The organism is Oceanobacillus timonensis (assembly GCF_900166635.1).
In the GTDB taxonomy this organism is placed as follows: Bacteria; Bacillota; Bacilli; order Bacillales; family Amphibacillaceae; genus Oceanobacillus; species Oceanobacillus timonensis.
Window position 1 is genome coordinate 1,472,368 of the sequence record NZ_LT800497.1, and the last position, 24,816, is coordinate 1,497,183.

The following is a 24,816-nucleotide window of genomic DNA, read 5'->3' on the forward strand; positions in this document are numbered from 1 at the left end:
ATAAAGACGTTTAGTTGGCTGTAATGCTGTCATTTCCAGAATGACGGTTACAGCCAGTTCATCTGTAAGAAAGGCGTGAAATAAAGTGAGCAAGAAAATACCAGTAACGGTGTTAAGCGGATTTCTAGGTGCAGGAAAAACAACCCTGCTGAATCATCTGCTTCAAAATCAGCAAGGATTGAAAATAGCCGTTATCGTGAACGATATGAGTGAGATAAATGTGGATGCTAAATTAGTCAAAGAAGGCGGCTTTATCCGTACGGAAGAAAATATGGTAGAAATGACTAATGGCTGTATTTGCTGCACATTAAGAGAAGACTTGATTGTAGAGCTGGAAAAACTCGCAGAACTCGATATCGATTATGTGTTGATTGAATCAAGCGGTGTGTCGGAACCTATTCCAGTTGCGCAAAGCTTTGTCTATGCGGATGATGAATTGGGAATCGACTTAAATGCCTTTTTCCAGCTTGATACGATGGTAACGGTCATCGATGGACATCAGTTTTGGAAGGATTATCAATCAGAGGACTTATTGATGGACCGCGGGATGGAAGTTGCTGAAGACGATGAAAGAGGAATTGTCGATTTACTGGTAGACCAGATTGAATTTGCCAATGTGATTATTTTAAATAAAACAGATCAGATGACGGAGGAAGAGATTACTTCATTAAAGAGCTTACTTTATAAATTAAACCCAGATGCGAAATTTATCACAGCAGTCTTCGGGAAAGTAGATCCGTTACAGGTGCTTCAAACCGGCCAATTTGACTTTGAAGAAGCAAAGCATGGCGCCGGATGGATCAAGGAATTGAATGAGGAGCATATTCCGGAAACAGAAGAATATGGAATCAGCTCCTTTGTCTATCGAAGCAGAAAACCGTTTCATCCCGAGCGTTTTCAAGGTTGGCTGGAAAATTGGCCGAAGGAAATCCTCCGGGCGAAAGGCTTCTTTTGGTTAGTCACCAGAAATAATGTAGCAGGGTTTTTGTCTCAGGCAGGTTCAATGATGACACTGGAAGGAGCCGGCAGATGGCTGGCAAGCTATTCGGAAGCAGAACAGGAAGCATTAAAAGTGCAGGACCCCTCTTTGTTTGAGGACTGGGATGAACAGGCCGGGGGTCGAATGACAGAACTTGTTTTGATTGGCAGTGAGATGGATAAGGAAGGGATTGCGGCGTCGTTGGATGCTTGTTTAGTGACGGAGGAGGAAGCAGGGCAGGATATTTCTGCTTTTGTGGATGATTTACCTGCTTTTCCTGTGGTTTAAAGAGCACTTTCTTGCAGCGCTTATTTCAACTCTGAAATGAGCGCTGTTTCCTTATAATTCTTCCATTTTGTATGCAAAATAACCCTCGTAATAGAAACTGGCATCGATTCCGTTCATGAACTGTTCTCTATCATTTGTTTTGGGCGTCAAAGCGTTTTTTAAGATTTGTTTTATCTCAATATCTTGTACTGGATTGCGTTCCATAGCTGGTAAGTAATCTTTTTTTCTACTACATTCCAGTCAATTACGCCACGCACTTCCGATTTTAACATCAAATCAAGTCAGATTCTTGCGCTTCTCCTATTCCCGTCTCGAAAGGGGTGCGCAACATTCATTTCAACATATTTCTCAATAATCTCATCAAAGGAGTGCTGAGGCATCTTGTCTATATAATCCAAAGAATCCTTTAGATGCATGACGGGGGCAAACAGGAAATCTTTCTTAGCTATATTTACATCGCGCATCATACCGGCAAATTTATAGATATCTTCAAAAAGATACCTGTGAATTTCGCTTAATCCTTTGAAAGTCCCTATTTCTATAAAGTTCATATCACCAGAGTCAAAGAGTTGTTTTGCTTTTTGCTTCGAAATCTTCTCTTCTATGCGGTTGAGTTCGGTTTGGCTGGTAATTCCAAGTTTGTTAGGAAGGATTGCCATATTATCACGCTTTCTTCGATTAATTATACAGATATCTTGTGGAGCAGGTATTTCTTTAAAATAAAAATGATGCATTTGTTTATAGTATAATATACCGGGTAAATAACTGACATGTACACTTATTATTTGATTTTTTCTGGAAAGATTAAAACCAAAGGAGCTCTGAAATACATTATGAGTAATAAGAGGAAAAATAGAAAGAAAGATTATGGACAGATACTCATGGTTTTAATTGTATTTATTATTGTAGTGTTTGTTTTTGATATACCTAAAGTAAATACTTTTATAGTAATAGGATTTGTAACTGCCATCATTATTCTGCTCTATGAGTTCTTTGGATATAAGAATACAAAAGAGTAGTGCTGTTAGGCAGGACAGTACTATTCTTAATAACTATTATAGGTTGAAAGTCATTGCTGTTACTTGCTTTATTTGCTCTTTAAAGTTTGATTAATCACTTCTGCTAAAAAATTGTAGTTCGACAAAGAAGGTTTAGGTATTTCTAATTTTTGTGATTAAGAATAATTTAGAGGATAAAGGGAATAGATATATAGAACCCTTATTTTATCAAGTATTTCATGACATTTTGTCCGCTGAAATCGAATTGACACAAGTTTATATTTGGATTAAAATAAGGGTGTATTAGAACTAGGTGTTTTTACGTCCCAAGGGTGACGGAAAAAAGTTGGGTGGCTTCCGACTTTTTTTATGCAAAAAACCCGCTCTTTTAAAAGAAAAAGAGCGGTAAAAAAATTATGAGAACCAATTCTTAATGAAAGATATAATTCTCGCAAGGTTGGCTAGACCTCGAATTAAACCTAAACATTTTTGAAGATTTTCTCATTTCTTTTTTCTAGGTTGTTTTTACGAGTCCCCAAAGGTACACCCCCTTTCAGCTAGCGGTATGTCAACTTTGGGGAGATTTTTTGCGTGAAATACATTTTGTCCACTTCATGCTTTTTTTATTTTACCATAAATAGCATTTCTTGTTTGTTCAATTTTTAAAGGTTCAGAATACTCCTATACTAAAAGATGGAGTGAAGTTGTATCGCTTTGACAGGCGATAGCCTGTGGATTAAACTAAAGGTGTAAGAAAGAATGCGGGATTTCACAGATAAAAGAAGTTGGAGTGGTTCCCAACTTCTTTCGTTCTTTTCTACAAGAAAAAACTGCTCTGTGAGAGAGTGACAAAAAAACAACTCCATAAAATAATTTCGCTATAACACTAACAAAGATTGTTAGTGTTATAGCGAAATTATTTTGTTGCTTTTTCTGTTTCTTTCTTTGTATGGGACTTCAGAGGTTTCATCACAAAGCACCAGATTCTTTCTCTAAACCATTCATATGTTATCCTAAAGAAAACAAATTTTTAAATAAATGAGGCGATACGATGACTGATAAACAGAATCAAGGCTGGAATTTAGAAAATACGTACCAGCAATTGCCTGATCTTTTCTATACAAATGTGAAACCAGTAAGAGCAGATGCCCCAGAATTAGTCATATACAATGAAAACCTCGCAGAAGAATTAGGAATGGACAGTTCTGCTTTGAAAAACGAAGCGGATATCTTTGCAGGCAATAAGCTTCCCAATGGAAGTGAACCAATCGCCCAAGCCTATGCAGGGCATCAATTTGGCTCTTTTACCATGCTTGGCGACGGCCGGGCTGTATCATTTGGAGAACAAGTGACTCCGAAGGGAGAGCGCTATGATATTCAATTGAAAGGTTCTGGCAGAACGCCTTATTCCCGCGGCGGAGATGGACGAGCTGTGCTTGGCCCGATGCTGCGAGAATATTTAATCAGTGAGGCAATGCATGGTTTGGGCATTCCGACAAGCCGTAGTTTAGCGGTAGCCACAACAGGTGAAACAGTATTGCGTGAAGCTCCGTTGCCTGGCGCTATATTAACAAGAGTAGCCAAAAGCCATCTTCGGGTTGGAACGTTTCAATATGCAAGGCAATGGGGAAGTAAAGAGGATTTACAAGCATTGGCAGACTATAGTATCAAGCGGCATTATCCAGAAATCGAAGCGGATGAGAACCGTTATTTGAAATTCTTATACAAGGTAGCAGACAAGCAGGCTGCATTAATTGCAGACTGGCAGTTAAAAGGCTTTATCCATGGTGTGATGAATACAGATAATGTTGCTATCAGCGGAGAGACGATTGATTATGGTCCATGTGCTTTTATGGATCAATATGACCGGAAAACCGTTTTTAGTTCGATTGATCAGGAAGGACGCTATGCTTACGGCAATCAACCGGGAATTGGAGCTTGGAATATGGCACGCTTTGCAGAATCCTTGTTAGTTCTGATGGATGAAGATGAAGAACAGGCGATTCCTGAGGCGAAAGAGGCTGTAGAAACCTACGTCAAGTCTGTGGAAGCATATTGGTTAGACGGGATGAGACAAAAGCTTGGTATTGTGGATAAAAAGGATAATGATAAAACATTAATCCAAAATTTACTGGATTTAATGGAGGAATACCGTGCCGATTTTACGAACACTTTTCGTTCCTTAACCCTGCAGCAGTTCGATGCGGATTCTGCGCTTTTTCAATCAACAGCTTTTAAAGAGTGGTATCAAGCATGGCAGGATAAGCTTGAAAGGCAATCGGCATCTTTAGAAATAGCTTATCAAGTAATGAAACGACATAATCCATCGATTATTCCGAGGAATTATCTGGTGGAAGAGGTATTGACCGCAGCAGTGGAAAAAAGAGATTACGAACCTTTCCAAGCCTTGTTGACAGCATTGGAAGATCCTTATGCGTATACAGAGGAGCAGGAGAAATATGCTGTTAATCCACCGGAACAGGATTATCAGACATTTTGTGGTACGTGATGATGAGCAGGATAGCGAAAATGAGCCGAGTCTATAGGAAATAATTATCCAAGTAGAGGAGATACTCTTTAGAAGTTGTATCTCCTTATATGGCTGTTGTAAAATGAATGGGTATCATACAATAGGATAAATTTTAAATCTTTCCAAATAATCACTAAGGGAAGTGGAAAAATGAAAGAAAAATATACCAAAGCTTATGCTGACAAATTAGATGCTGTCGATGTATTGAGAGATTTTCGAAATGAATTTTACCTCAATAATGAATGCGTTTACATGGACGGGAATTCTTTAGGACTGATGAGCAAAAGAGCAGAACAGTCTGTTTATGGTTTACTAGCTTCATGGAAAGAACACGGTATTGACGGATGGACGACTGGAGAGCAGCCCTGGTATTACTTATCGGAATCACTTGGTGACAACATGGCTGGGCTTGTAGGTGCTAAGAATAAAGAAGTCGTCGTAACCGGATCGACAACAGTAAATTTACATCAACTGGTTTCTACATTTTATCAACCGGAAGGAAAGAGAACCAAAATACTGGCAGACACGCTTAATTTTCCAAGCGATATTTACGCTTTAAAGGCACAGTTGGCATTACAAGGGTATGATGACACGCATCTTGTTCAAGTTCCGAGCGAGGATGGTCATATACTTGATGAACAAACAATTATCAACGCAATGACAGAGGAAGTTGCGCTAATCGTATTACCAAGCGTTCTGTATCGGAGCGGCCAAATATTAGATATGGAAAAGTTAACAAAGGCAGCGCATGAACGCGGTATAAAAATCGGTTTTGATTTATGTCATTCGGTTGGAGCTATCCCACATCAGTTACATGATTGGAATGTTGATTTTGCGTTTTGGTGCACGTATAAGCATTTAAACGCCGGTCCCGGAAGTGTAGCGGCACTTTATGTGAATGAAAAACATTTTGGTATTTCGCCAGGACTAGCAGGGTGGTTCAGCTCGGATAAAGAAAAGCAGTTTGACATGGAACATACCTTGATGCCTGCAGAGGATGCGGGAGCTTTTCAAATTGGGACACCACATGTGTTAAGTGCTGCTCCGTTAATTGGTGCGCTGGATTTATTTCAGGAAGCAGGGATAGAAAAGATACGTGAAAAATCCTTACAGCTGACTGCTTATATGATGGACTTAGTGGAATATGAGTTAAAGGAGTTCGGTTTTGTTATTTGTAATCCAAAAAATGAAAAACAGCGTGGGGGACATATTTACCTGGAGCATCCGGAAGCAGCACGGATTTGTAAAGCGTTAAAATGGAAGAATGTCATCCCTGATTTCAGAAAACCATCCGGCATTCGTCTTGCTCCGGTTGCTTTATATAATTCTTTTGCGGATGTTTATGACTGTGTACAAAGACTGAAAAATATAATGGTAGAGAAATGGTATGAGCAATTTTCTAATGAAAGAGAGGTTGTTTCCTAATGTCCAAATGGATTGATATTTCCCAACCGTTGAATAATAAACTGGCGCACTGGCCGGAAGATGAGCCATTTCACTATGAAACTCCCGTCACCAAAGAAACGTCAGGATCTGTGAATATCGGTAAAATCACAACAAGCGCCCATATCGGGACGCATGTGGATGCACCGTTTCACTTTTTAAATGATGGCAAGCGGATACTGGATTTGGATATAGAACGCTATGTTGGTGCTTGTAAGGTTATTGATCTTAGTGATTTTGATGAAATTAATGCCGAAGCATTGAAAACAAAGGGGATTAAACACGCAGAACGTTTATTGATCAAAACGGCACTTCCGAACAAGCCCGACCGATTTCCGAAAGAGGTTGCCGCAATTACAGCGGATGGTGCTGCTTATATGGAAACACTCGGCGTTAAACTGGCGGGAGTGGACACCCCCTCTGTGGACAGAATTTCAAGTAAAGACTTGAGCGGACATCATGCATTATACAAACACGATATTTATATTCTGGAAAATGTGATGCTGGACCAAGTAGAAGAAGGTGATTATGAACTGATTGCATTGCCACTGGCGCTGGAAGAAGGTGATGGAAGCCCAGTTCGTGCTGTTATCAAACCAATAGAGGAGCGGTAAAATGAAATCAGTTAATCGGCACCAAGCTTTTGAAAATGAAAAGAGTATCCAAACTGATTTTAAAGAGAAAATGACGTATAGCGATTATTTAAGCCTGGACACGTTATTATCGAGCCAGCACCGTTTAAGCAGTCATCATGATGAAATGTTATTTATTGTTGTCCATCATGTCAGTGAGCTATGGATGAAGCAGATCTTGCATGAGATTTACTCTGCTATTGAGGATATACAGGAAGACAATCTAAGGTCCTCCTTTAAAAAACTTGCCCGGGTAACTCAAATACAAGAGCAGTTGAAAAGTGTATGGGACGTCTTGTCTACATTGACACCAAGCGAGTATATTGAGTTTAGAGATAAATTGGGAAATGCTTCCGGATTTCAATCTTATCAGAATAGATTAATCGAATTTGCCTTGGGATATAAAACAGAATATGTTCTCAAAATATATGAAAAAGATATGGAGCTTCATCAAATTTTACAAGAAGCGCACGATGCACCAAGCCTTTACGATGTTTCAATCCAAGCACTTGCCAGAGCCGGTTTTCTCATCGATAAAGAAGTCCTGAACAGAGATGTTAGTATAACGCATAAAACGAATGAAAGTGTAAAAAAAGCTTGGATGCTGATCTATAAAAATGTAGATCAGTATTGGGAGTTGTATGAACTTGCTGAAAAGCTGGTGGATATTGAGGGTTTATTTCAGCAGTGGCGTTTCAGACATATGAAAACGGTGGAGCGGATTATTGGTTTTAAAAAAGGAACAGGAGGTTCTGGCGGCGTAAGCTACCTGAAGAAAGTAATGGAACAATATTTTTTTCCGGAATTGTGGGAGCTGAGAACAGAGCTTTAAATGACGGACGGATACGTTGAATTTTTGCCAGCATGATCGATCTGCTTAGCCAGCTTGTTTAAACTGTGAAATGTATCATAAAAGGCGTCTCCTTTCTGGCTAAAATCTTTTGTTCCAATGAAGAAAGAACAATTCTCAAATTACATTCAAAATACATGTTCAGTTTAAAGGGAGCTGTATGTCGAGTGACGACATACAGCTCCCTTCTTTTTGTTTAGAAATGATATCTACCCTATTCCATTCCCTCCATTACTTAGAAAAATAACGTTTTTACTACCTTCGCCGTTAAAAAGCCTATCATTTTACTCCAAAAAAATGTATTGATTTATAAGAAAATTGAATTATAATGAATTTAATTGATAACGATTATCATTATCAATAATAAAATAGACGAAAAGGATGGGATACGAATTGTTTAAAAATAAAGAAGAAATATATGACATTACCATTATTGGAGGAGGGCCAGCAGGGTTGTTCACTGCCTTTTATGCCGGTTTGCGGGAAATGAAAACAAAAATCATTGAAGCTGATAATAAGCTTGGCGGCAAAGTGCATGTGTACCCGCAAAAAATGGTCTGGGATGTGGGAGGAGTTCCTCCAATAACAGGAAGAGAGCTAATCGATCAATCGATTAAACAAGGGCTGGCATTTGATCCGGCTGTTGTATTGGGGCAGATTGTAACGGACATAGAAAAAATAGAAGACGGTACCTTTATGCTGACAACCAGTACAGAGGAAATACATTATTCAAAAACAATCGTTATTGCTACCGGGATGGGCGGTGTGATCAGTCCATTTAAATTGGAAGTGCCGCGGGCGGCTGAATTTGAAAGCAAGAATCTTTATTATAAAGTTCTTGATGTTAATGAATTTCGAGGAAAGTCGCTGCTTATCTCAGGAGGAGGCCCATCCTCGATAGATTGGGGCAATGATTTATCCCCAATAGCCAAGGAGATCACGTTGATTTACCGGGGAGAAGATTTAAAGGGGTTAGAATCAACCAAAACAAAGCTCATAAATAATGGAGTGAATATCCTGTTTAATACAGAAATTGACAAGCTGACAGGTGAAGACGAGGTTTCAGAGGTGGTCCTGTACAACAACAAAACAGATGAAAAATTTACGATGTCAATTGATGCATTGCTGGTAAATCACGGGTACAACAAGGACAATTATCTTTTTAATAACGAAGAAAATAAAACAGGGTTGGAATTAGGGGATTATTTACAGATAAAAAGCGATGCGTTTGGTAATACCAACCTGCCTGGAATTTACGGGGCCGGGGATTGTGTCTATTATGAAGGGAAATTAAAATTGATTGCCGGAGCTTATCAGGATGCTGCTAATGCAGTAAACAGTGCCAAATTATATATGGAACCAGATGCACATAAAACGGCTGTCGTTTCATCCCATAATGATATTTTGGATGAAAAAAATAAAGTATATTTATACGGATGAATACCTAAATCAAATAGAGAGCAGCGGTATAATGTCAAGCACTGATTTTTAAAAACCTACTTCATTCGTGCCAATACAGCTAAAAAAGGCAATAGGAAACTAAACCCACCCTAATTTGTTTACATTTTATACCATATAAACAAATTAATAGGTGAAAGAAAAAGGGCGATAAAAATCTATTTATGATTTTGTGGCATCCCTCCTTCTGGATGATAAATTTGGTTGTTCTTCAGCAGATAAAAGATCAACCGCACAAGTTTTCGAGCTGTAAGCGCAAGGGCACGTTTGTTGGCAAATTCTTTTGGTTCTTCCCGCTTTTTCGCATAGTACTGGGCAAAAACAGGGTCATGCACCCGAACACTGTTTGCGGCCTCAAAGAGGTAGTACTTGAGATAGCGGTTCCCCGATTGAATCAGCCGGGTTCGATTGGCAGTAAAATCACCGGATTGCGACTGGTTCCAGGCAATTCCGCCGAATTTAGCCAGCTGCTGCTGTTTTTGGAATTGATGAATGTCTACTTCGGCCAGGATACCAGAAGCGAAAATCGGACCAATTCCCGGGACTGTATCCAGCGTTTGTGGGATGGTTTCTAAATGATCCATAATGGCTTTTTTCAAGACCTTTAATTCCTGCTGAATAGCGCGAATAACCCGGATACTGGATGCCATCGCTAAGTTGACCGAATCTGCCATGGAGTCAGATAGCCGATAAGAAGACCGTGCTGCCTTTTTTAAGGAACGGGCAACGGCTTCGGGATCATCGAATCGATTTTTTCCATGGTGCACCAAAAAGGTAATGAGCTCGTCCAATGAGATATCAACGAGTTCTTCAACGGAAGTAAACTCTTCCATGACGGCCATGGACGTTACGCCGAGCGTGTTTTGTTTAAACGGTCCAGCGATGGTATAGTCGCTGAACTTTAAATACAGGTTTGTCAGGAGAAAGTTGCTCTCCCGTGTTAAATCCTGCATCAAATGATATCGTGCACGTGTCAGTCGCTGTAGAGCCATTTGTGGCTCGCTCCACGTATAAGGATGCGGTAAATTACCTGCACGAAGTTTTGCGGCAATATACCAGGCATCCACCCGGTCGTTTTTGGGAGCATCGAGAAAATTCGCTTTTTTGAATTCTTTGATAAGGCTAGGATTCAATGCGTAAACCAATTTATCTGATACGCCAAAGTCCAGGTGCTGCTGCAAATAGATAGCCGTGTGCGTCGAATAGCTTCCGGTGTGTTCCAGACCGAATAAAACCTGTTCAAACCCATGTTTTTTGACGAGTTTGGAAATACGGTCTTTCAATTCTTGAATGCCGGGACGATTGTTGGTAATGGTAAATCGGCTCAGAGGCCGTTTCACTTCGTCCCGGGTTAAGCAACAGACGACGTTATGCTTACTGCTTACGTCAATTCCGACGAACAAGGGAGAAGTCATAGGAATCACCTCCTTTGGTTTATGATGATGTAGCGCCTACGATGCTGAGATGTCCCTGGGAAACCTATGAACGACAGCCTTGCGAGCTATTGGAATACACCGGGAGTCAGCAGTGCATGAGCCTCCTTCTGCTTTGCGGGAGGGCTAACTGACCGGGAAACAGTCAACGTGTAGGTCTATAACACAGGGCCAGGGCAACACTCTCTAATTGGAAGACACCCAAGTGTTAGCTTGGGGCAACAGGAGAAATCGGAACAATCCCTTGGTAGGAACGCTACCTATGGCTATTTTCCCAAAGACAGCTCAGCATCGTAAACACTTTTGTTTGAGGGCTACCGCACTGTCGCTTGCTTCTTTCTAATTCGCGGTATGCTTGCCAAGGCAAGCATACGCTCATTACGAAGCTGCGCCCTCCAACAATAAATAAAATGACTAACTATTATTATTTAATTTTCAAGGTACAAGTGATGCCTAAAATCTATTAATTATTAGGCTTAAACATAATATACAAGGAGAAACATAACATGAAAAAAAGCTTATTCTTTTTAATCAGTGCACTATTTCTTATTTTTTTGACAGCTTGTAATGATAGCGGGCAGGAATCGGATAACGCCAAAGCAAGTAATGAAGACAGTAACGAGTCAAGTGAGACAGAAACAAAAACATTTACGACAGATAGCGGTGAGGATGTGGAGGTGCCCGCTGACCCTGAACGAATTGTCGTACTTCATCCAACCTATATAGGTGCATTGCTCAAACTTGGGCATGAACCGGTTGGCGTAAGCTTTTATGTTGACCAGGACGAGGTTTTGAATGAGGCGACAGAAGGGATAGAACGTATCGATCCGGAAGACGTAGAGAGCATTATCAACCTGGAGCCGGATTTAATTGTTGCGACAGCGACAGATCCTAATTTAAATAAACTAGAGCAAATTGCTCCAACGGTAACGTTTGATTCTATGATCAGCACGTATAAAGATAATACGAGATTGTTAGGAGAGCTTGTCGGAGAAGAGGAAGAGGCACAAGCTTGGCTGGAGGAATGGGAAGAAAAAATGAGCGAGGATGCAGCGGAGTATGAAGACCTAATCGGGAATAGTACACTTTCCATTTTCCAATCAACACCGAAAGGGCTGGTCTCATTTAATACGGATTACGGTCGCGGCGGAGAAATCTTATATGATGGCTATGGATTTGTACAGCCGGATACGCTGGCAGAGGTTACGAAGGATCAATTTAATGTAGAGCTTTCCACAGAAGAACTTCCTGAGTACGCAGGCGATTTTATTGTGTTAGCTACGGAAGGGCAAGAAGCCCCTATAACAGAATCAGCGGTTTGGGAAAATATCGAGGCTGTTCAAGAGGGCAGAGTAATTAAATTAGATTTAGCAGTGACCAGATATAATGACCCGATTTCATTAGAAGCACAAAGAGATATGATTAAGGAACAACTGGATGCGATGAAGTAACATAAGATTAATTTAACTATAAAGAGGGAGCACTATGAATCGTCTTACTGGAAGAGATTTAACGATTGCTTACGGGAGTAAGGTTATCATTGAAAATTTAAATATGGAGATACCAGATCAGAAAATAACCTCCATTATCGGTCCGAATGGCTGTGGGAAATCAACTTTGCTGAAAGCATTATGCCGGCTTCTTCCGATAAAAAAAGGAAAAATAGCTTTAGACGGAACAGATATCCAAAAATCGGCTTCCAAGGAGATTGCTAAGAAAATTGCTATTTTGCCCCAATCTCCAGAAGTTGCCGACGGGTTAACTGTCGGGGAGCTCGTATCCTATGGAAGGTATCCTTATCAAAAGGGATTTGGGCGTTTAGCTCCAGAAGATGCAGAAGTCATAGAGTGGGCTTTACAGGTTACTGGTGTAACGGAGTTTAAACATAGCGTGGTCAATGATTTGAGCGGCGGTCAAAAACAACGGGTATGGATTGCTATGGCGCTGGCTCAGAAAACGGATATTATTTTTCTGGATGAACCGACCACATTTCTGGATATAGCACATCAGCTTGAAATTTTAGAATTGATCAAGGAGCTTAACCAGAAACAGCATACAACGATTGTGATGGTGCTTCATGATATTAATCAGGCTATTCGTTTTTCGGATTACATGATAACGATGAAGAACGGGGAAATAATTACACAGGGCAGTTTGCCAGAGGTTTTATCAAGCCAATTACTTGCCGAAGTTTTCCATATTGATGCGGAGCTGACGGAGGATAAGTTAACCGGAAAACCGATGATAGCAAATTACCAATTAGTTAACAGGAAATATTCCAAAGTTGAAATCAAGTGAAGAAATGAGTCAGCAGTTATGAAATCAAAGAACAATAATTTTATTCATTTTCGTGTTATTTTTCCAATTGCCTGTATCATTCTGGCAGTAACATTTTGGATATCTATTGTAATCGGTAGTGCCGCGATAGATACCTCTGTGATTTTTGATGCGATTTTTAATTATGACCCAATGGATATGAACCACAATATTATTATCGATGTCCGTATCCCCAGAGATATTGGAGCTTTATTGGTTGGTGTTGCTCTTGCTGTTTCTGGTGCAGGAATTCAGAGCGTCACAAGAAACAGCCTTGCTGACCCGAGCTTAATTGGTTTGAATTCGGGAGCTGCTCTGATGCTCGCATTGGCCTACGCTGTTTCACCTGTTATATCGTTTCCCATATTGATTTTAGCTGGATTTATTGGTGCAATGCTTGGCGGAACCATGGTATTGTTGATTGGCCGTTCCAGAAAAGACGGATTTAATCCGGTTCGTCTTATTTTGGCAGGTGCTGCAGTCAGTGCTTTGCTAAGTGCTGCAAGCCAAGCAATTGCACTCTATTTCAGGTTAAATCAATCCTTAATATTCTGGAGTTCCGGGGGTGTTTCTGGAACTACTTGGCAGCAGCTATCTGTCGGGATACCTGTGGTTGCTGTCATCGTGATTATCTTTATGCTTTTAAGCGGACAGTTGTCTGTTTTAAATGTAGGGGAAGCAGTTGCAAAAGGGCTGGGACAGAATGTAAAGCTTATACGAGCGGGCACGATGCTCTTAAGCATGCTGCTTGCAGGAATTTCTGTAGCAATTGTCGGGCAGATAGCGTTTGTAGGATTAATGATTCCGCATATTGCAAGGTTTTTAGTTGGCACAGATTATAAAAAAGTTCTCCCATTGACCGCTGTTTTAGGAGGCTGTCTGGTTGTTGGTGCAGATACGATTGCCAGACTGATGGGGGAAGCTCCTGTCAGTGCAATCATATCCTTTATCGGTGTCCCTTATTTCTTGTATTTGATTAAAAAAGGGGGACGAACGATATGATTGATCCCAGGTTGAAAAGAAAACAGATCATTGTATGTCTCGTTCTGGCGATGCTGCTTTTTTTGGCAGTCACTTGGAGCATTACTTCCGGAGAATATAAAATGGAGTTATCCACTTATTTAAAAACATTGATTGGGCAGGGGGAATTCAAGGATAACTTAATTTTAATGGAGTTTCGAATGCCGAGGATGCTGATTACATTGCTTGCTGGAATAGCTTTGAGCATGAGCGGAGCCATAATCCAGAGTATCACTAAAAATCCATTGGCAGAGCCAGGGATTCTCGGCATCAATGCAGGCGGAGGCTTTGCAATTGCCGTTTTTATTGTTATCGGACAAGCAAACCCTAATACGTTTATTTATGTGCTGCCGTTAATCAGCGCAGCAGGGGGAATATTGACCGCATTGCTGATATTTCTGTTCAGCTATAATAAAGGGAAAGGAATCAGCCCTGCCAATATGGTTTTGATAGGTGTCGGGCTATCCACAGCACTATCGGGTGGTTCGATAACGCTAATGCGAAAATTTAATGAAGATCAGGCTGAATTTATTGCAGCATGGCTGGCGGGGAATATCTGGGGCGATGAATGGCCATTCGTTTTTACTTTTTTACCCTGGATATTAATTATCATTCCATTTTTATTTTTTAAATCTAACAGTCTAAATATTATCAATACAAACGACCAAACAGCAAAAAGCTTAGGAATGAATATGGATAAAGAAAGACGGATACTGCTTATTGCTTCCGTTATTTTATCTTCCGTTGCCGTTGCGGTCGTAGGTTCGATTGGTTTTATCGGATTAATGGGCCCGCATATAGCGAAGGCTTTCGTCGGACCAAGACATCAGCTGTTTTTGCCAATTGCATTATTGATGGGGGCATTGCTGCTGGTGATTGCGGATACCATCGGCCAGACGATTTTACCGATTGGTACGATTCCAGCAGGGATTATCGCGGCAATTATCGGGGCGCCGTATTTCTTGTATCTGATGTATAGAACGAAAGCAGTTTAAAGAAAAATGCTTGCTGAATATAGTTATCGTAGTGTAACTGTTGGTAAGACTCCCACTTCAAGAATAGAGGAAATTCAAAAATGATAAGTGGAAGGTCCAGCAAGCATTATCAGCCAGGTTCGTTCCAGCATATAGGATATAGATCACAAAGGAGCCTGAGACATAATACCGCGAACTTAGCTTTTGTTCTTCATTCAACGTGAAGCAGAGGTGCCGGACGAGGCATTAACAACTGGTTCAAGTGTTGTGGCGAAAAGTGGGCAGGCGTTTGGATCTGGATATTTAGAAAAGGAGTATGAAATTATAGATATTGCTGTGCGTTATATTCCGTCATTTACAATATAAATTCTGATAGACATCATCGTTAAAAGAATGTGTTATTAAGAATGGGTTGTTTGGAAAATAGATATTCTCTATATAAAATAGCCAGTGTTCTTATATAATAAGGGCACTGGCTAAAAAATGCGGTTGCTATAAAAAGCGTATTTTCAATTATAAACCTTAGATCAAGTAAAACCCAATCCCCATAATGACATACGCAGCTAACAGCGCAAGTCCTTCAAACCAATTGGAGTCCCCATCGTTCGAAATTGTGATCATTAAAAATACGGCAGTCACCATGCTGATAAGTTCCGGCCAGGTGAAGACAAGCGGCATCGATGTTGGAAAGAAAAGAGATAACAATACAAGAATCGGCAATACAAACATGGTTACTTGCAAGGTAGAACCGACGGCAATTTCAACAGCAACGTCCATTTTATTTTTATAGGCCATAATAATTGCCGAAGCATGTTCTGCTGCATTTCCCACAATGGCAACAATAATGATACCGATAAATAGTTCCGACCATCCAAATGCCGCTCCGACAGTATCAAATGTTGATACCAAATGTTCCGAAACATACGCTACAGCAGCCGTTGCAAGGGCCAGAATGATAATTGCTTTTGCTTTTCCCCATTCAGGTTCTTCCTCGTAATCCGGTTCGTTTTGTGCATGATCTGTTTGATAAACGCCACGATGGGTAACAAATTTAAATAATAAAGCAGCCAGATATAATACAATTAAAATAATGGATACGCCAACACTTAAAATCATTGTATCACGTGCATCCATCGTATTGGTAAACACCTCTGGAATAACAAATGCAACAATAACAGCAAAAATTAACATACCTGCATTATGTCGTGCATCGTAAATGCTGAAAGACTGCCTTTTATATTTCAAACCACCCACAAAAAAAGAAAGACCGCCGACTAACAGTAAGTTACCTAATACAGAACCTGTTAACGAGGCTAACACAATTCCGATAAGCCCAGCTTTCAATGCAAATATAGAAATAATAAGTTCTACTGCATTTCCGAAAGTAGCATTTAGCAGACCGCCAGCTCTTGGTCCTAAAACGATTGCTAAACTTTCTGTGGCTCTGCCAATAAAGCCGGCTAAAGCAATAATCGTCAAACAATAAATAATAAACATGATGACGGCAGACCAATGAAAGATAGACCCGATGATGGAGAGCGGCAGCCCGATGAAAACGAATATGGTAAATAATTTATTCATCGTATATCCCTCCATTTCTGTAACTAGATAATTATAGATTACCCAGGTTTGTTGGTTTTTATTTTGAAAGAGGGACTGATTGTTAGGTAAAGGTAATATGAAGGAGAGGATTGTTTTTTATTTTGGCATTGGCAATAGAAAGGGAAGTATATGTCTTTGTTTCAGACATATACTTCCCGATTCATAGATGTTTCATTCGTTTTCCGTTTTGTTTTTCTGTAAAACAATGAGTTGATCTCCTTCATCAAGAGTTAACTTACTTTTCAGTGTAATAAATTGAACGGACTTATTCTCTTTGCTAACAAAAAGATGGATGGTCTCTTTTGGTAATTGTGTTTTCTTCACTTTATCTTTTTTCTCCACTGGTAACGCTTGTATGCTATAGCCGGTATTAATTTTTTTATTTAACTCTGTAAAGACGGCACCTTCTTGAAACAAAAGATGTGCTTTACGTGCAGAAGGAACCTGATTTTCTTCTTGTTGATAGCTTTTGCTTGGAAGCATAAAAGTATTGCTATAGCCAAAGCTTGGTACATATGATTGACTGACAAGTGCATTAAATGCTGTATCTCCTGTAAGAGAAAGAAGGCTTTCATATGGGGTTAAATTCACCTCATACTCACTATGTTCGGCAAGAATTTGTCCTTGATAGACAGGTATTTGTTTATCTATAGCCGGCTGTAGCTGTGCAGCTGAAGTATCATTGATTAACACGGGTATCCCTAGCTTCTGCAAGTACGCTCCTAATGCAATGGAAAAGCTATTTGCTCCTACTAATAAAACGCCGGGAGGAGCATCATTAGCAAGCTTAAGTGCTTTGGCAACCGGACCTAATGAAAACCCATGCGCACATACTGTAATAAAAACAAGTGCAAATGTCAGTGTTGTAAGGATAGCAGCTTCTTCATGCCCATCATTCAGCAAATTCGCTGCGAAATATCCGGAAACAGATAAGGCTACAATTCCTCTGGGAGCAATCCAGCCGATCAAGGTTTTTTCCGAATTAGAAAGCTCTGTTCCTATCGTAGAGAGCCAAATCGATAAAGGTCGTACAATAAATAACATCACAAGAACAAATCCGATAATCGGCCATGTGAATATTTCTGCAATGGTTTCTCTTGATAAAGAAGCTGTCAGTAAAATAAAGACGGTGGATGTTAATAAAACAGTGACATTCTCCACAAAATGGCTGACATCATGTCCAATGGAGGAGACATAGTGTTTTGTACGGGCCACAGTCAACCCCATTACTGTGACAGCAAGCATACCAGTTTCATGCATCACTACTTCTGCCAAGGTAAAACAGAGCAATACAAAGGCAATAATAACCGGAGATTTTAAATATTCCGGAATAAATCCTTTCTCAATCATCAAGCTGACAACCATACCAATTACATAACCAAAGACGACAGCAAGACATGCACTAAGAAAGAAATTGAACATATAGTTCATATGTAATGTTTCTGTTGTAAGTACTTTAATTACCTCGTAGGCAAACAGGGCAAGTAATGGACCAAAAGGATCGACAATAATACCTTCCCATTTGAGAACAGCTGCAGTACGAGGCTTTAATTTAGCGTTTCTGAGCAGCGGAATGATAACCGTTGGCCCAGTTACAATAAACAAACCTCCGATAATGAAGGAGACTTCCAGGCTTAATCCTGCAATATAATGTGCGGCGAGCGAACCGCCAATCCAGGCGAGGAAAGCACCTATCGTGACAATCCGGAAAACGGATTTAGATATGCCTTTAATTTCCCGAATATCCAGACTGGAACTGCCTTCAAATAAAATGATAGCAACAGCTAGCGAAATCAAGGGGCTGTAGAAGCTCCCAAGCGCTTCCTGAGGATTAAACAGACCAAAAATAGGACCAAGCAATAGCCCGGTAATAGACATAATAACGATAGAAGGCCATTGAATTCGCCAGGCAAGCCATTGTGAAAAAATCCCGACAACGACGATAACAGCAATACTAATTAACGCAATATTTTCCATGTTTTAAGCTCCGATCTTTTTCATTTCTGTCATTTATATAAAAAGTTTATCAATTACGATTGTATTTGTCTTTCATTTTGTTATTCCATAACTGCATGAAATGAGGTAAACACTTATTATTCACGCATTTTTTGGAATAATAACAAGTATACTGGACAGATGGTTGAGAGGTACATTCCATCGTTACAATATAGTTTTCCCGATAAATGCATTTATCATCACAAATCGAAACAAATAAGATGTTAAAAAAGGAGGGTTATTCATCATATTGAAAAAGGAACAGGCGGCGATTTTAATGGCGTTTGTAGAAAATACATTTGCTATCGCTGGTTTTATTTTTCATTGAATGACTATATTATTGCTTCACCGTTGAATATTATATGCTTATATGTTAATATGTTCATATATTAAAAATCAAGTTAACCATCGTTTCATAGAATACATTGATAAGAGGAGGTCGTACATAAATTGGAGGATTATAAAGTGGAAAATAGTTCTTCTGAAGAGCTGGATAGTGAAACGCTATTTATCGTATCCCAGACGTTTAAAGCATTAGGTGATCCAACAAGAATCCGCATTCTATATTTATTATTTAAAAATGAATGCTCCGTCAATAAGATTGCAGAAACGTTAGATATCAGACAATCTACTGTTTCCCATCAATTACGTTTTCTCAAGAACTTACGACTGGTCCAGTCCCGTCGAGAAGGGACGACAATGTATTATTCGCCGGATGATGAACATGTCATGCTTATTTTAAAACAAATGATCAATCATGCGAATCATAGTTAATAGATGCTTCTGCATCATCTAAATGAATGAAAAAGGAGGTTTTCCTATGGGAGCGGGTCATCACCATGATCATACCCACGGTGCTAATAAAAAAACATTAATGATTAGTTTTATCATTATTACTGTGTTTATGATTATCGAAGTCATTGGCGGTATTCTTACCAACAGCTTGGCACTTTTAGCGGACGCCGGTCATATGTTAAGCGATTCCATTTCTTTATTCATTGCGCTTATAGCTTTTATCATAGGAGAAAGAGCTGCAAATTATGCCAAAACTTATGGCTATAAACGTTTTGAGATTTTAGCGGCTATCATCAATGGGGTGACATTGCTGGCCGTATCCATTTTTATATTTTATGAAGCAATTCAAAGATTATTTGACCCGCCTGAAGTCGCATCCACTGGAATGCTGATTATTGCTGTGATAGGCTTACTCGTAAATATTCTTGTTGCCTTTACCATGTTGCGTGGCGGAGATACAAAAGATAATTTGAATATGCGGGCAGCTTTCTTGCACGTTCTCGGAGATTTACTAGGTTCTGTCGGCGCTATTGTTGCGGCTCTTCTAATGATTTTCTTTCATTGGACATGGGCAGATACGATAGCAAGTGTACTGGTGGCCGTGCTTATTTTAATCAGCGGCTGGCGTGTTACAAAAGATTCCGTTCATATCTTGATGGAAGGAACACCGCTTCATGTAGATATAAAAGATATTGTAAAGGTTATTGAGCGTGTGGATGGTGTGAAAGGTATTCATGATTTACATGTATGGAGTATTACTAGCGGACTGAATGCACTTTCCTGTCATGTTATTGTAGACGGACAAATGAAAGTGGAGGAAAGTCAAGCACTGCTTCGAAACGTGGAGGATAACTTGCACGAACAAGGGATTGGCCACATCACGATCCAAGTTGAAACGGAAAATAATCCACATGGGAATTCCATTATGTGCCAGAGTGATTATGAGACAAGTGGGGATCACCATCATGGACATAGTCATTCATGAAGGAGAGCTGTGTTGTTACATAGCTCTTTTTCTTTGTATTCCACTAATGGCGAAAATAATGGAGCCCTTGCTCCAATACTGTGATAATGCAGCAGAGGACAATTCAAATGATGGAATTAGATCGTTCGGAAAGGATGATTGCGGTTCAGAAAAATAGCGGAGTTTTTTCTCATGCTGGGCAGTCTTATCTAACAGAAAATCGGCCGTATTTTGTGTTTCTGTTAAATCTGCACGAACCCCGTCAATCTTTTTTCCTAAATGTTCAAAACCTTGATCCATCCGGGCTTCTAGCTCTATTCGCATGTTGTCCATTTTCGAGTCCACTTGTTCCAATCTTTCATCCATTTTTTCGAATCTCTGGTCAATATGCTCAAACTTTGTATCAATGTGTTGAGAATGAAGTTTGAAAGCCTGCGGTATTTCTTTCAACATTGTTTCTTGTTCCATGTTTGCCACCTCCTTTGCTTATAGTATATAGGAGTCTTTATAGGTTGGAAAGGGTTTGAGAAGAATCATTGAGGCATATTCTATTGTCCCATTACCGAATAAAAAGACTTAGAGAATAAAAAGAAATTTATTCTCGGTAAAGAGAGGGAGAAAACGGAAGAAGTCAGCGAATTCCATGTACGATAAGGAGTTTCATGTCTATTTTTGGATGAAAGAAAACACCTACAAACGAAAAAATATATTTGCTCCAGATTAATCAGGAGGGAAAAAAGGGTATAGTAATATAAGGGATTTTATTCAAAGGGGAGACGAGCCTTTGGGACAATAGGAGTTTCATACAGGAGCTTACACTGCAGCGTGACCTAGGGAAAAAGATGTGTAAAGAGAGGAGGAAGGATTACCGTGTCGAACAAAAGAATCCTTGCTATCAGTGATGTTCATGGCTGTTACCAGGAACTTGTGCAGCTATTACAATTAAATGATTATAATCCAAAAGAAGATCAGCTTATTTTACTTGGAGACTATATCGACAGAGGGCCAGAACCAAAGCGCACCGTTGCTTATATGAAGGAGCTAGTGGAAGAAGGAGCGATTGCTTTAAGAGGAAATCATGACCAGATGTTTTTGGATTTTATACGCAGTGAAGATGCAGATAAAGAACAGCTCTATTTAATGAATGGTGGAATGACTACACTGGAATCTTATGTTGGTAAGGAACATTTTCCGAAAGGGATTACAAGAGCGGATTTATTTTCTGTTAAGCAGCTCATAAAAGAAAACGATCGCGATCACGTGGAATTTTTGTCCAATCTGCCTTATTATTATGAAACAGAAGAGCATCTGTTTATTCATGCTGGGATTGATCCAACGTTAGAGGACTGGAAGGACACCCCTGACTACGATAAAATCTGGATACGTTATCCGTTTTTGGCATTTGATCATCCGCATGATTTTACCGTTGTGCATGGACATACACCAACGCAGGGTATACGCGGTGAAAAAGATAATAGCGTGTTTTTTGGGAATAAGAAAATTGGTATTGATGGTGCATGTGCGTATGGAGGCAGGTTAAATTGCTTGACGATTACTGGAGGCTCTTATCAGACATCGTATGTAGAAGGGGAATGAACGATGAGTGGTGGTACTGAATAGAGAAATATTTAAAAATTCTCTAATCACGGTCAACAAATGAAACAAAACAAAGATGAAAGGGATGGTTCGTCATGGAAGAAAAAATAAAAGAACTGACCTTGTTGCTTCTTTATTTAACTTCATGGAAGGAAGAAGATATCCCGCAAGATATGCGGAGAAGTTGGAAGGGATACGATTTTGACATTTTAAATGATTTTACGGATAAAGATTTGATTCGCGGAAGTAAGAGGTGGAAATCGGTTTATCTGACCAAGGATGGCATGAGAGAAGCGGAAAAATTAATGAAGAAATATCAAATGGAAAAGGATGAATAGAAGAAGGAAGAGAGAAGAGCTGTGTTTCATTTAATACAGCTTTGTCTTCACTTCGCAGTATTTTTCAAATAAATAATAATTTGTTATAATAAGAACGAATGTTCTTCTGTGCGCAGATTATTTATACCAATAAGAGGTGAGACCAATGAAGCAAGAATCGCTTTTTTCGGAAGAGAATAAGAGAAATGCACCGCTGGCCAGCCGTGTCCGTCCAAGAACACTGGATGAATTTGTCGGTCAACAGCACTTATTGGCTCACGGCAAGGTGTTACGTGAAATCATAGAGAATGATCAGATAAACTCTATTATTTTTTGGGGTCCGCCTGGAGTTGGTAAAACAACATTGGCTGAAATCATAGCCAATAAGACGGAATCGAAATTTATTAACTTATCTGCTGTAAATAGCAGCATCAAGGATATCAAAAATTTGATGAAAGAAGCGGAAACAAGACGTGATATGGGCCAAAAAACCATTATTTTCATTGATGAGATACACCGATTTAATAAGGCGCAACAGGATGCCTTTCTTCCTTATGTGGAAAATGGCAGTATTATTCTCATCGGAGCAACCACTGAGAACCCTTCTTTTGAGGTGAATGCTGCTTTGTTATCGCGAAGCAAGGTTTTTGTTTTAAACCAGTTGGAGTTGTCTGATATTGTACGCCTTTTAAAAAATGCCATACACCATCCGTACGGCTTTGGCGATATGGACATTCATATAACAGATGAAAGTTTAGAAGCTATTGCTAAATTTGCGGGCGGAGATGCCAGAACAGCTTTAAATACGTTAGAAATGGCTGTTTTAAACAGTGATACCAGTTCCGGCGGCATTTATATCAGTGAGGATAATCTGGAACAGCTGATTAACCGGACTTCTTTTCTATATGATAAAAGCGGCGAAGAGCATTACAATATCATTTCCGCCTTGCATAAATCGATGCGGAACAGTGACGTAGACGCAGCAATTTACTGGCTGTCCAGAATGATGGAAGCAGGCGAGGATCCAATCTATATTGCCAGGAGATTAATTCGCTTTGCGAGTGAAGATATCGGTTTAGCTGATACGCGTGCTTTGACTATTACCACAGATGTATTTCAAGCTTGCCGTTATATTGGAATGCCGGAATGTGATGTGCATCTAACAGAAGCTGTTATTTATTTATCGTTGGCACCGAAATCAAACGCCGTGTACAAAGCGCGACTAAAAGCAAAAAAAGATGTAAAGGAATCAATTAATGAACCTGTCCCGTTACAAATAAGAAATGCACCGACAAAATTAATGAAAGAACTGGATTATGGGAAGGGTTATCAATATTCCCATAATGAAAAAGATAAATTAACAACGATGAAAACAATGCCGCCTTCTTTGGAAGGGCAGCAATACTATGTTCCGACAGAGCAGGGAAATGAGAAAAAATTTAAAGAAAGATTAGATTATGTGAAAGCGTGGCACGAAAGGAACAAATAAGTACTTGATTGAGGAAGTATTATACTGGTAAGAGACAGGTTAAGAAAAGCATGGTGTTTTAACTAAAACAATGCTATACTTTATGTTGCGATGAGCTGATTTGCATAAGACGAGAGACAACGTATGATATGCAGATGTGAACTGCATGTTCTTTCGCCGCAAATTTCGTAAAAAAAGGCACCCGTTTTCGTACGGATGCCTTTTTTCTATCATCTTGCCCTTTCAAAAACCTTACTTCGATCCGCTAAATGAAGTTTTCGCAGCAGATGGCGAAGCGGCTCCCGAACGAGTAAATAAACACCGATGGAAATCAATACAGCTGCTGTACCATATAAAAATCCGGCAAGTACATCAGTTGGGAAATGAGCACCTAAGTAAACTCTTGTAAATAGTATAAAACCAATCCATATGAGTGTGATAAAACCTACAATTACTTTTTTCCAAATTTGAACAGAAACTAGAACAAGCGCAAGTCCAATCAATCCATAGAAAATCGTTGTTGCTGTGGCATGACCACTTGGAAAGCTTTCGTTTGTTTTTTCAACTAATTGCAGAAATGCAGGCCGGTCGCGGTCAAAGATTTTTTTAAGTATCTTTCCCCCGATTGCGGCACAAAAAAGAATGGTTCCGCCAAACCACAGACCTTCCGCAAATTTCCGTTTAAAAAATAATACAATAGCAAGTAGAATCGTTAAGGCAATCACCAGCTTCATGTTTCCTAGTTCCGTTATTTTCATAATAAATGCTGTCTTGCCTTCAGAGATGGTACCCTGGATTCGCTCAATCCATGATAAATCCAATGATTGAACCCAATTGCTATCAAAATATACTCCCCAGGAAATAATACCAAATAAAATTAAAAATAGTACTCCTATGATTAAAAAAGGTATAGGAGATAGGCTCCGTGTTCTCAATCTATCATAACCTTCTTTCTGTGAATGTTTTTCCATTTTACTTATATGGATGAAGAAACTTTATTTTACCTTATAATGTTTTTTTATGCATGGTTAGTACAGAAAAAATAATAAATAGAGTGAATATAATATGTTTATACTTTTAAATAGAAAGGAAAAGGGGAATATGATAAATATAAATGATTACTTTATCGAATGAGCAAGATTAGGGAGGAAAATAAAA

The 24,816-nt window shown here is 39.5% G+C and carries 21 protein-coding genes and 1 pseudogene; 16 read left to right on the plus strand and 6 right to left on the minus strand.

The window, feature by feature from the left end; translation table 11 throughout:
* The first annotated feature begins 85 nt into the window (after positions 1-85).
* Positions 86-1,267: a GTP-binding protein gene (locus tag B7E05_RS07155; RefSeq protein ID WP_080873560.1), complete on the plus strand. Its 1,182-nt coding sequence runs from the start codon at positions 86-88 to the stop codon at positions 1,265-1,267.
* Between the two features lie 51 nt (positions 1,268-1,318).
* Here B7E05_RS07155 and fic read toward each other — a convergent pair.
* Positions 1,319-1,920: pseudogene (gene fic, locus B7E05_RS07160) on the minus strand (protein adenylyltransferase Fic).
* 1,396 nt (positions 1,921-3,316) lie between these two features.
* Between fic and B7E05_RS07170 the strand changes: the two are divergent.
* The 5 genes from B7E05_RS07170 (at position 3,317) to B7E05_RS07190 (ending at position 9,160) form a co-directional block, all read left to right on the plus strand.
* Complete coding sequence (locus tag B7E05_RS07170; protein WP_080873562.1) at positions 3,317-4,774, plus strand: protein adenylyltransferase SelO; 1,458 nt, start codon at positions 3,317-3,319, stop codon at positions 4,772-4,774.
* A gap of 171 nt (positions 4,775-4,945) precedes the next feature.
* Entirely contained in the window at positions 4,946-6,220 is a 1,275-nt protein-coding gene (gene kynU / locus B7E05_RS07175; protein ID WP_080873563.1) for a kynureninase, read from the plus strand.
* Complete coding sequence (kynB, locus tag B7E05_RS07180) at positions 6,220-6,852, plus strand: arylformamidase (RefSeq protein ID WP_080873564.1); 633 nt, start codon at positions 6,220-6,222, stop codon at positions 6,850-6,852. The genes kynU and kynB overlap by 1 nt, the downstream gene beginning before the upstream one ends.
* Before the next feature lies 1 nt (position 6,853).
* Positions 6,854-7,702 carry a tryptophan 2,3-dioxygenase gene (kynA, locus tag B7E05_RS07185; RefSeq protein WP_080873565.1) on the plus strand — a complete coding sequence of 283 codons (849 nt, stop codon included), beginning with the start codon at positions 6,854-6,856 and terminating at the stop codon, positions 7,700-7,702.
* A 411-nt stretch (positions 7,703-8,113) separates the two neighbouring features.
* On the plus strand, positions 8,114-9,160 hold the full coding sequence (locus B7E05_RS07190) for an NAD(P)/FAD-dependent oxidoreductase (RefSeq protein WP_245833009.1): 1,047 nt from the start codon (positions 8,114-8,116) through the stop codon (positions 9,158-9,160).
* Positions 9,161-9,336: 176 nt separating this feature from the next.
* On the opposite strand, the gene B7E05_RS07195 is transcribed toward B7E05_RS07190, so the two are convergent.
* Positions 9,337-10,593, minus strand: coding sequence for an IS110 family RNA-guided transposase (locus B7E05_RS07195; protein ID WP_080873567.1), 1,257 nt, complete (start codon positions 10,591-10,593; stop codon positions 9,337-9,339).
* Positions 10,594-11,117: 524 nt separating this feature from the next.
* On the opposite strand from B7E05_RS07195, the gene B7E05_RS07200 reads away from it, so the two are divergent.
* The 5 genes from B7E05_RS07200 to B7E05_RS22105 all read left to right on the plus strand — a co-directional run bounded on the left by B7E05_RS07200 (position 11,118) and on the right by B7E05_RS22105 (position 15,287).
* The gene (locus B7E05_RS07200) at positions 11,118-12,062 is read left to right on the plus strand and encodes an ABC transporter substrate-binding protein (RefSeq protein WP_080873568.1); all 945 of its coding nucleotides are present in this window, start codon (positions 11,118-11,120) and stop codon (positions 12,060-12,062) included.
* A gap of 34 nt (positions 12,063-12,096) precedes the next feature.
* Positions 12,097-12,909, plus strand: coding sequence for an ABC transporter ATP-binding protein (locus B7E05_RS07205; RefSeq protein ID WP_080873569.1), 813 nt, complete (start codon positions 12,097-12,099; stop codon positions 12,907-12,909).
* An 18-nt stretch (positions 12,910-12,927) separates the two neighbouring features.
* Positions 12,928-13,929 carry a FecCD family ABC transporter permease gene (locus B7E05_RS07210; protein ID WP_080873570.1) on the plus strand — a complete coding sequence of 334 codons (1,002 nt, stop codon included), beginning with the start codon at positions 12,928-12,930 and terminating at the stop codon, positions 13,927-13,929.
* A complete protein-coding gene (locus B7E05_RS07215) occupies positions 13,926-14,942 on the plus strand; it encodes a FecCD family ABC transporter permease (RefSeq protein WP_080873571.1) in 1,017 nt (338 codons plus the stop codon). The genes B7E05_RS07210 and B7E05_RS07215 overlap by 4 nt, the downstream gene beginning before the upstream one ends.
* Before the next feature lie 183 nt (positions 14,943-15,125).
* Entirely contained in the window at positions 15,126-15,287 is a 162-nt protein-coding gene (locus B7E05_RS22105) for a hypothetical protein (protein WP_179134487.1), read from the plus strand.
* A 156-nt stretch (positions 15,288-15,443) separates the two neighbouring features.
* Here B7E05_RS22105 and cax read toward each other — a convergent pair whose 3' ends face one another.
* Positions 15,444-16,502 carry a calcium/proton exchanger gene (gene cax, locus B7E05_RS07220; RefSeq protein ID WP_143833197.1) on the minus strand — a complete coding sequence of 353 codons (1,059 nt, stop codon included), beginning with the start codon at positions 16,500-16,502 and terminating at the stop codon, positions 15,444-15,446.
* Between the two features lie 192 nt (positions 16,503-16,694).
* The gene (locus B7E05_RS07225) at positions 16,695-18,500 is read right to left on the minus strand and encodes a cation:proton antiporter (RefSeq protein WP_080873573.1); all 1,806 of its coding nucleotides are present in this window, start codon (positions 18,498-18,500) and stop codon (positions 16,695-16,697) included.
* Between the two features lie 468 nt (positions 18,501-18,968).
* On the opposite strand from B7E05_RS07225, the gene B7E05_RS07230 reads away from it, so the two are divergent.
* The gene (locus B7E05_RS07230) at positions 18,969-19,292 is read left to right on the plus strand and encodes an ArsR/SmtB family transcription factor (protein ID WP_080873574.1); all 324 of its coding nucleotides are present in this window, start codon (positions 18,969-18,971) and stop codon (positions 19,290-19,292) included.
* Positions 19,293-19,338: 46 nt separating this feature from the next.
* A complete protein-coding gene (locus tag B7E05_RS07235) occupies positions 19,339-20,298 on the plus strand; it encodes a cation diffusion facilitator family transporter (RefSeq protein ID WP_080873575.1) in 960 nt (319 codons plus the stop codon).
* Positions 20,299-20,313: 15 nt separating this feature from the next.
* On the opposite strand, the gene B7E05_RS07240 is transcribed toward B7E05_RS07235, so the two are convergent.
* On the minus strand, positions 20,314-20,745 hold the full coding sequence (locus tag B7E05_RS07240) for a hypothetical protein (protein WP_179134488.1): 432 nt from the start codon (positions 20,743-20,745) through the stop codon (positions 20,314-20,316).
* Between the two features lie 402 nt (positions 20,746-21,147).
* On the opposite strand from B7E05_RS07240, the gene B7E05_RS07245 reads away from it, so the two are divergent.
* The 3 genes from B7E05_RS07245 (at position 21,148) to B7E05_RS07255 (ending at position 23,679) form a co-directional block, all read left to right on the plus strand.
* The gene (locus B7E05_RS07245) at positions 21,148-21,873 is read left to right on the plus strand and encodes a metallophosphoesterase family protein (RefSeq protein WP_179134489.1); all 726 of its coding nucleotides are present in this window, start codon (positions 21,148-21,150) and stop codon (positions 21,871-21,873) included.
* A gap of 95 nt (positions 21,874-21,968) precedes the next feature.
* Positions 21,969-22,211 carry a DUF6429 family protein gene (locus B7E05_RS07250; RefSeq protein WP_080873577.1) on the plus strand — a complete coding sequence of 81 codons (243 nt, stop codon included), beginning with the start codon at positions 21,969-21,971 and terminating at the stop codon, positions 22,209-22,211.
* 145 nt (positions 22,212-22,356) lie between these two features.
* Positions 22,357-23,679 (plus strand): replication-associated recombination protein A, encoded by a 1,323-nt coding sequence (locus tag B7E05_RS07255; RefSeq protein WP_080873578.1) that lies wholly within the window; start codon positions 22,357-22,359, stop codon positions 23,677-23,679.
* Positions 23,680-23,888: 209 nt separating this feature from the next.
* Here the strand turns inward: B7E05_RS07255 and B7E05_RS07260 are convergent, their stop codons facing one another.
* Positions 23,889-24,593, minus strand: a complete 705-nt coding sequence (locus B7E05_RS07260; protein ID WP_245833012.1) for a phosphatase PAP2 family protein — start codon at positions 24,591-24,593, stop codon at positions 23,889-23,891.
* Positions 24,594-24,816: the final 223 nt, after the last annotated feature.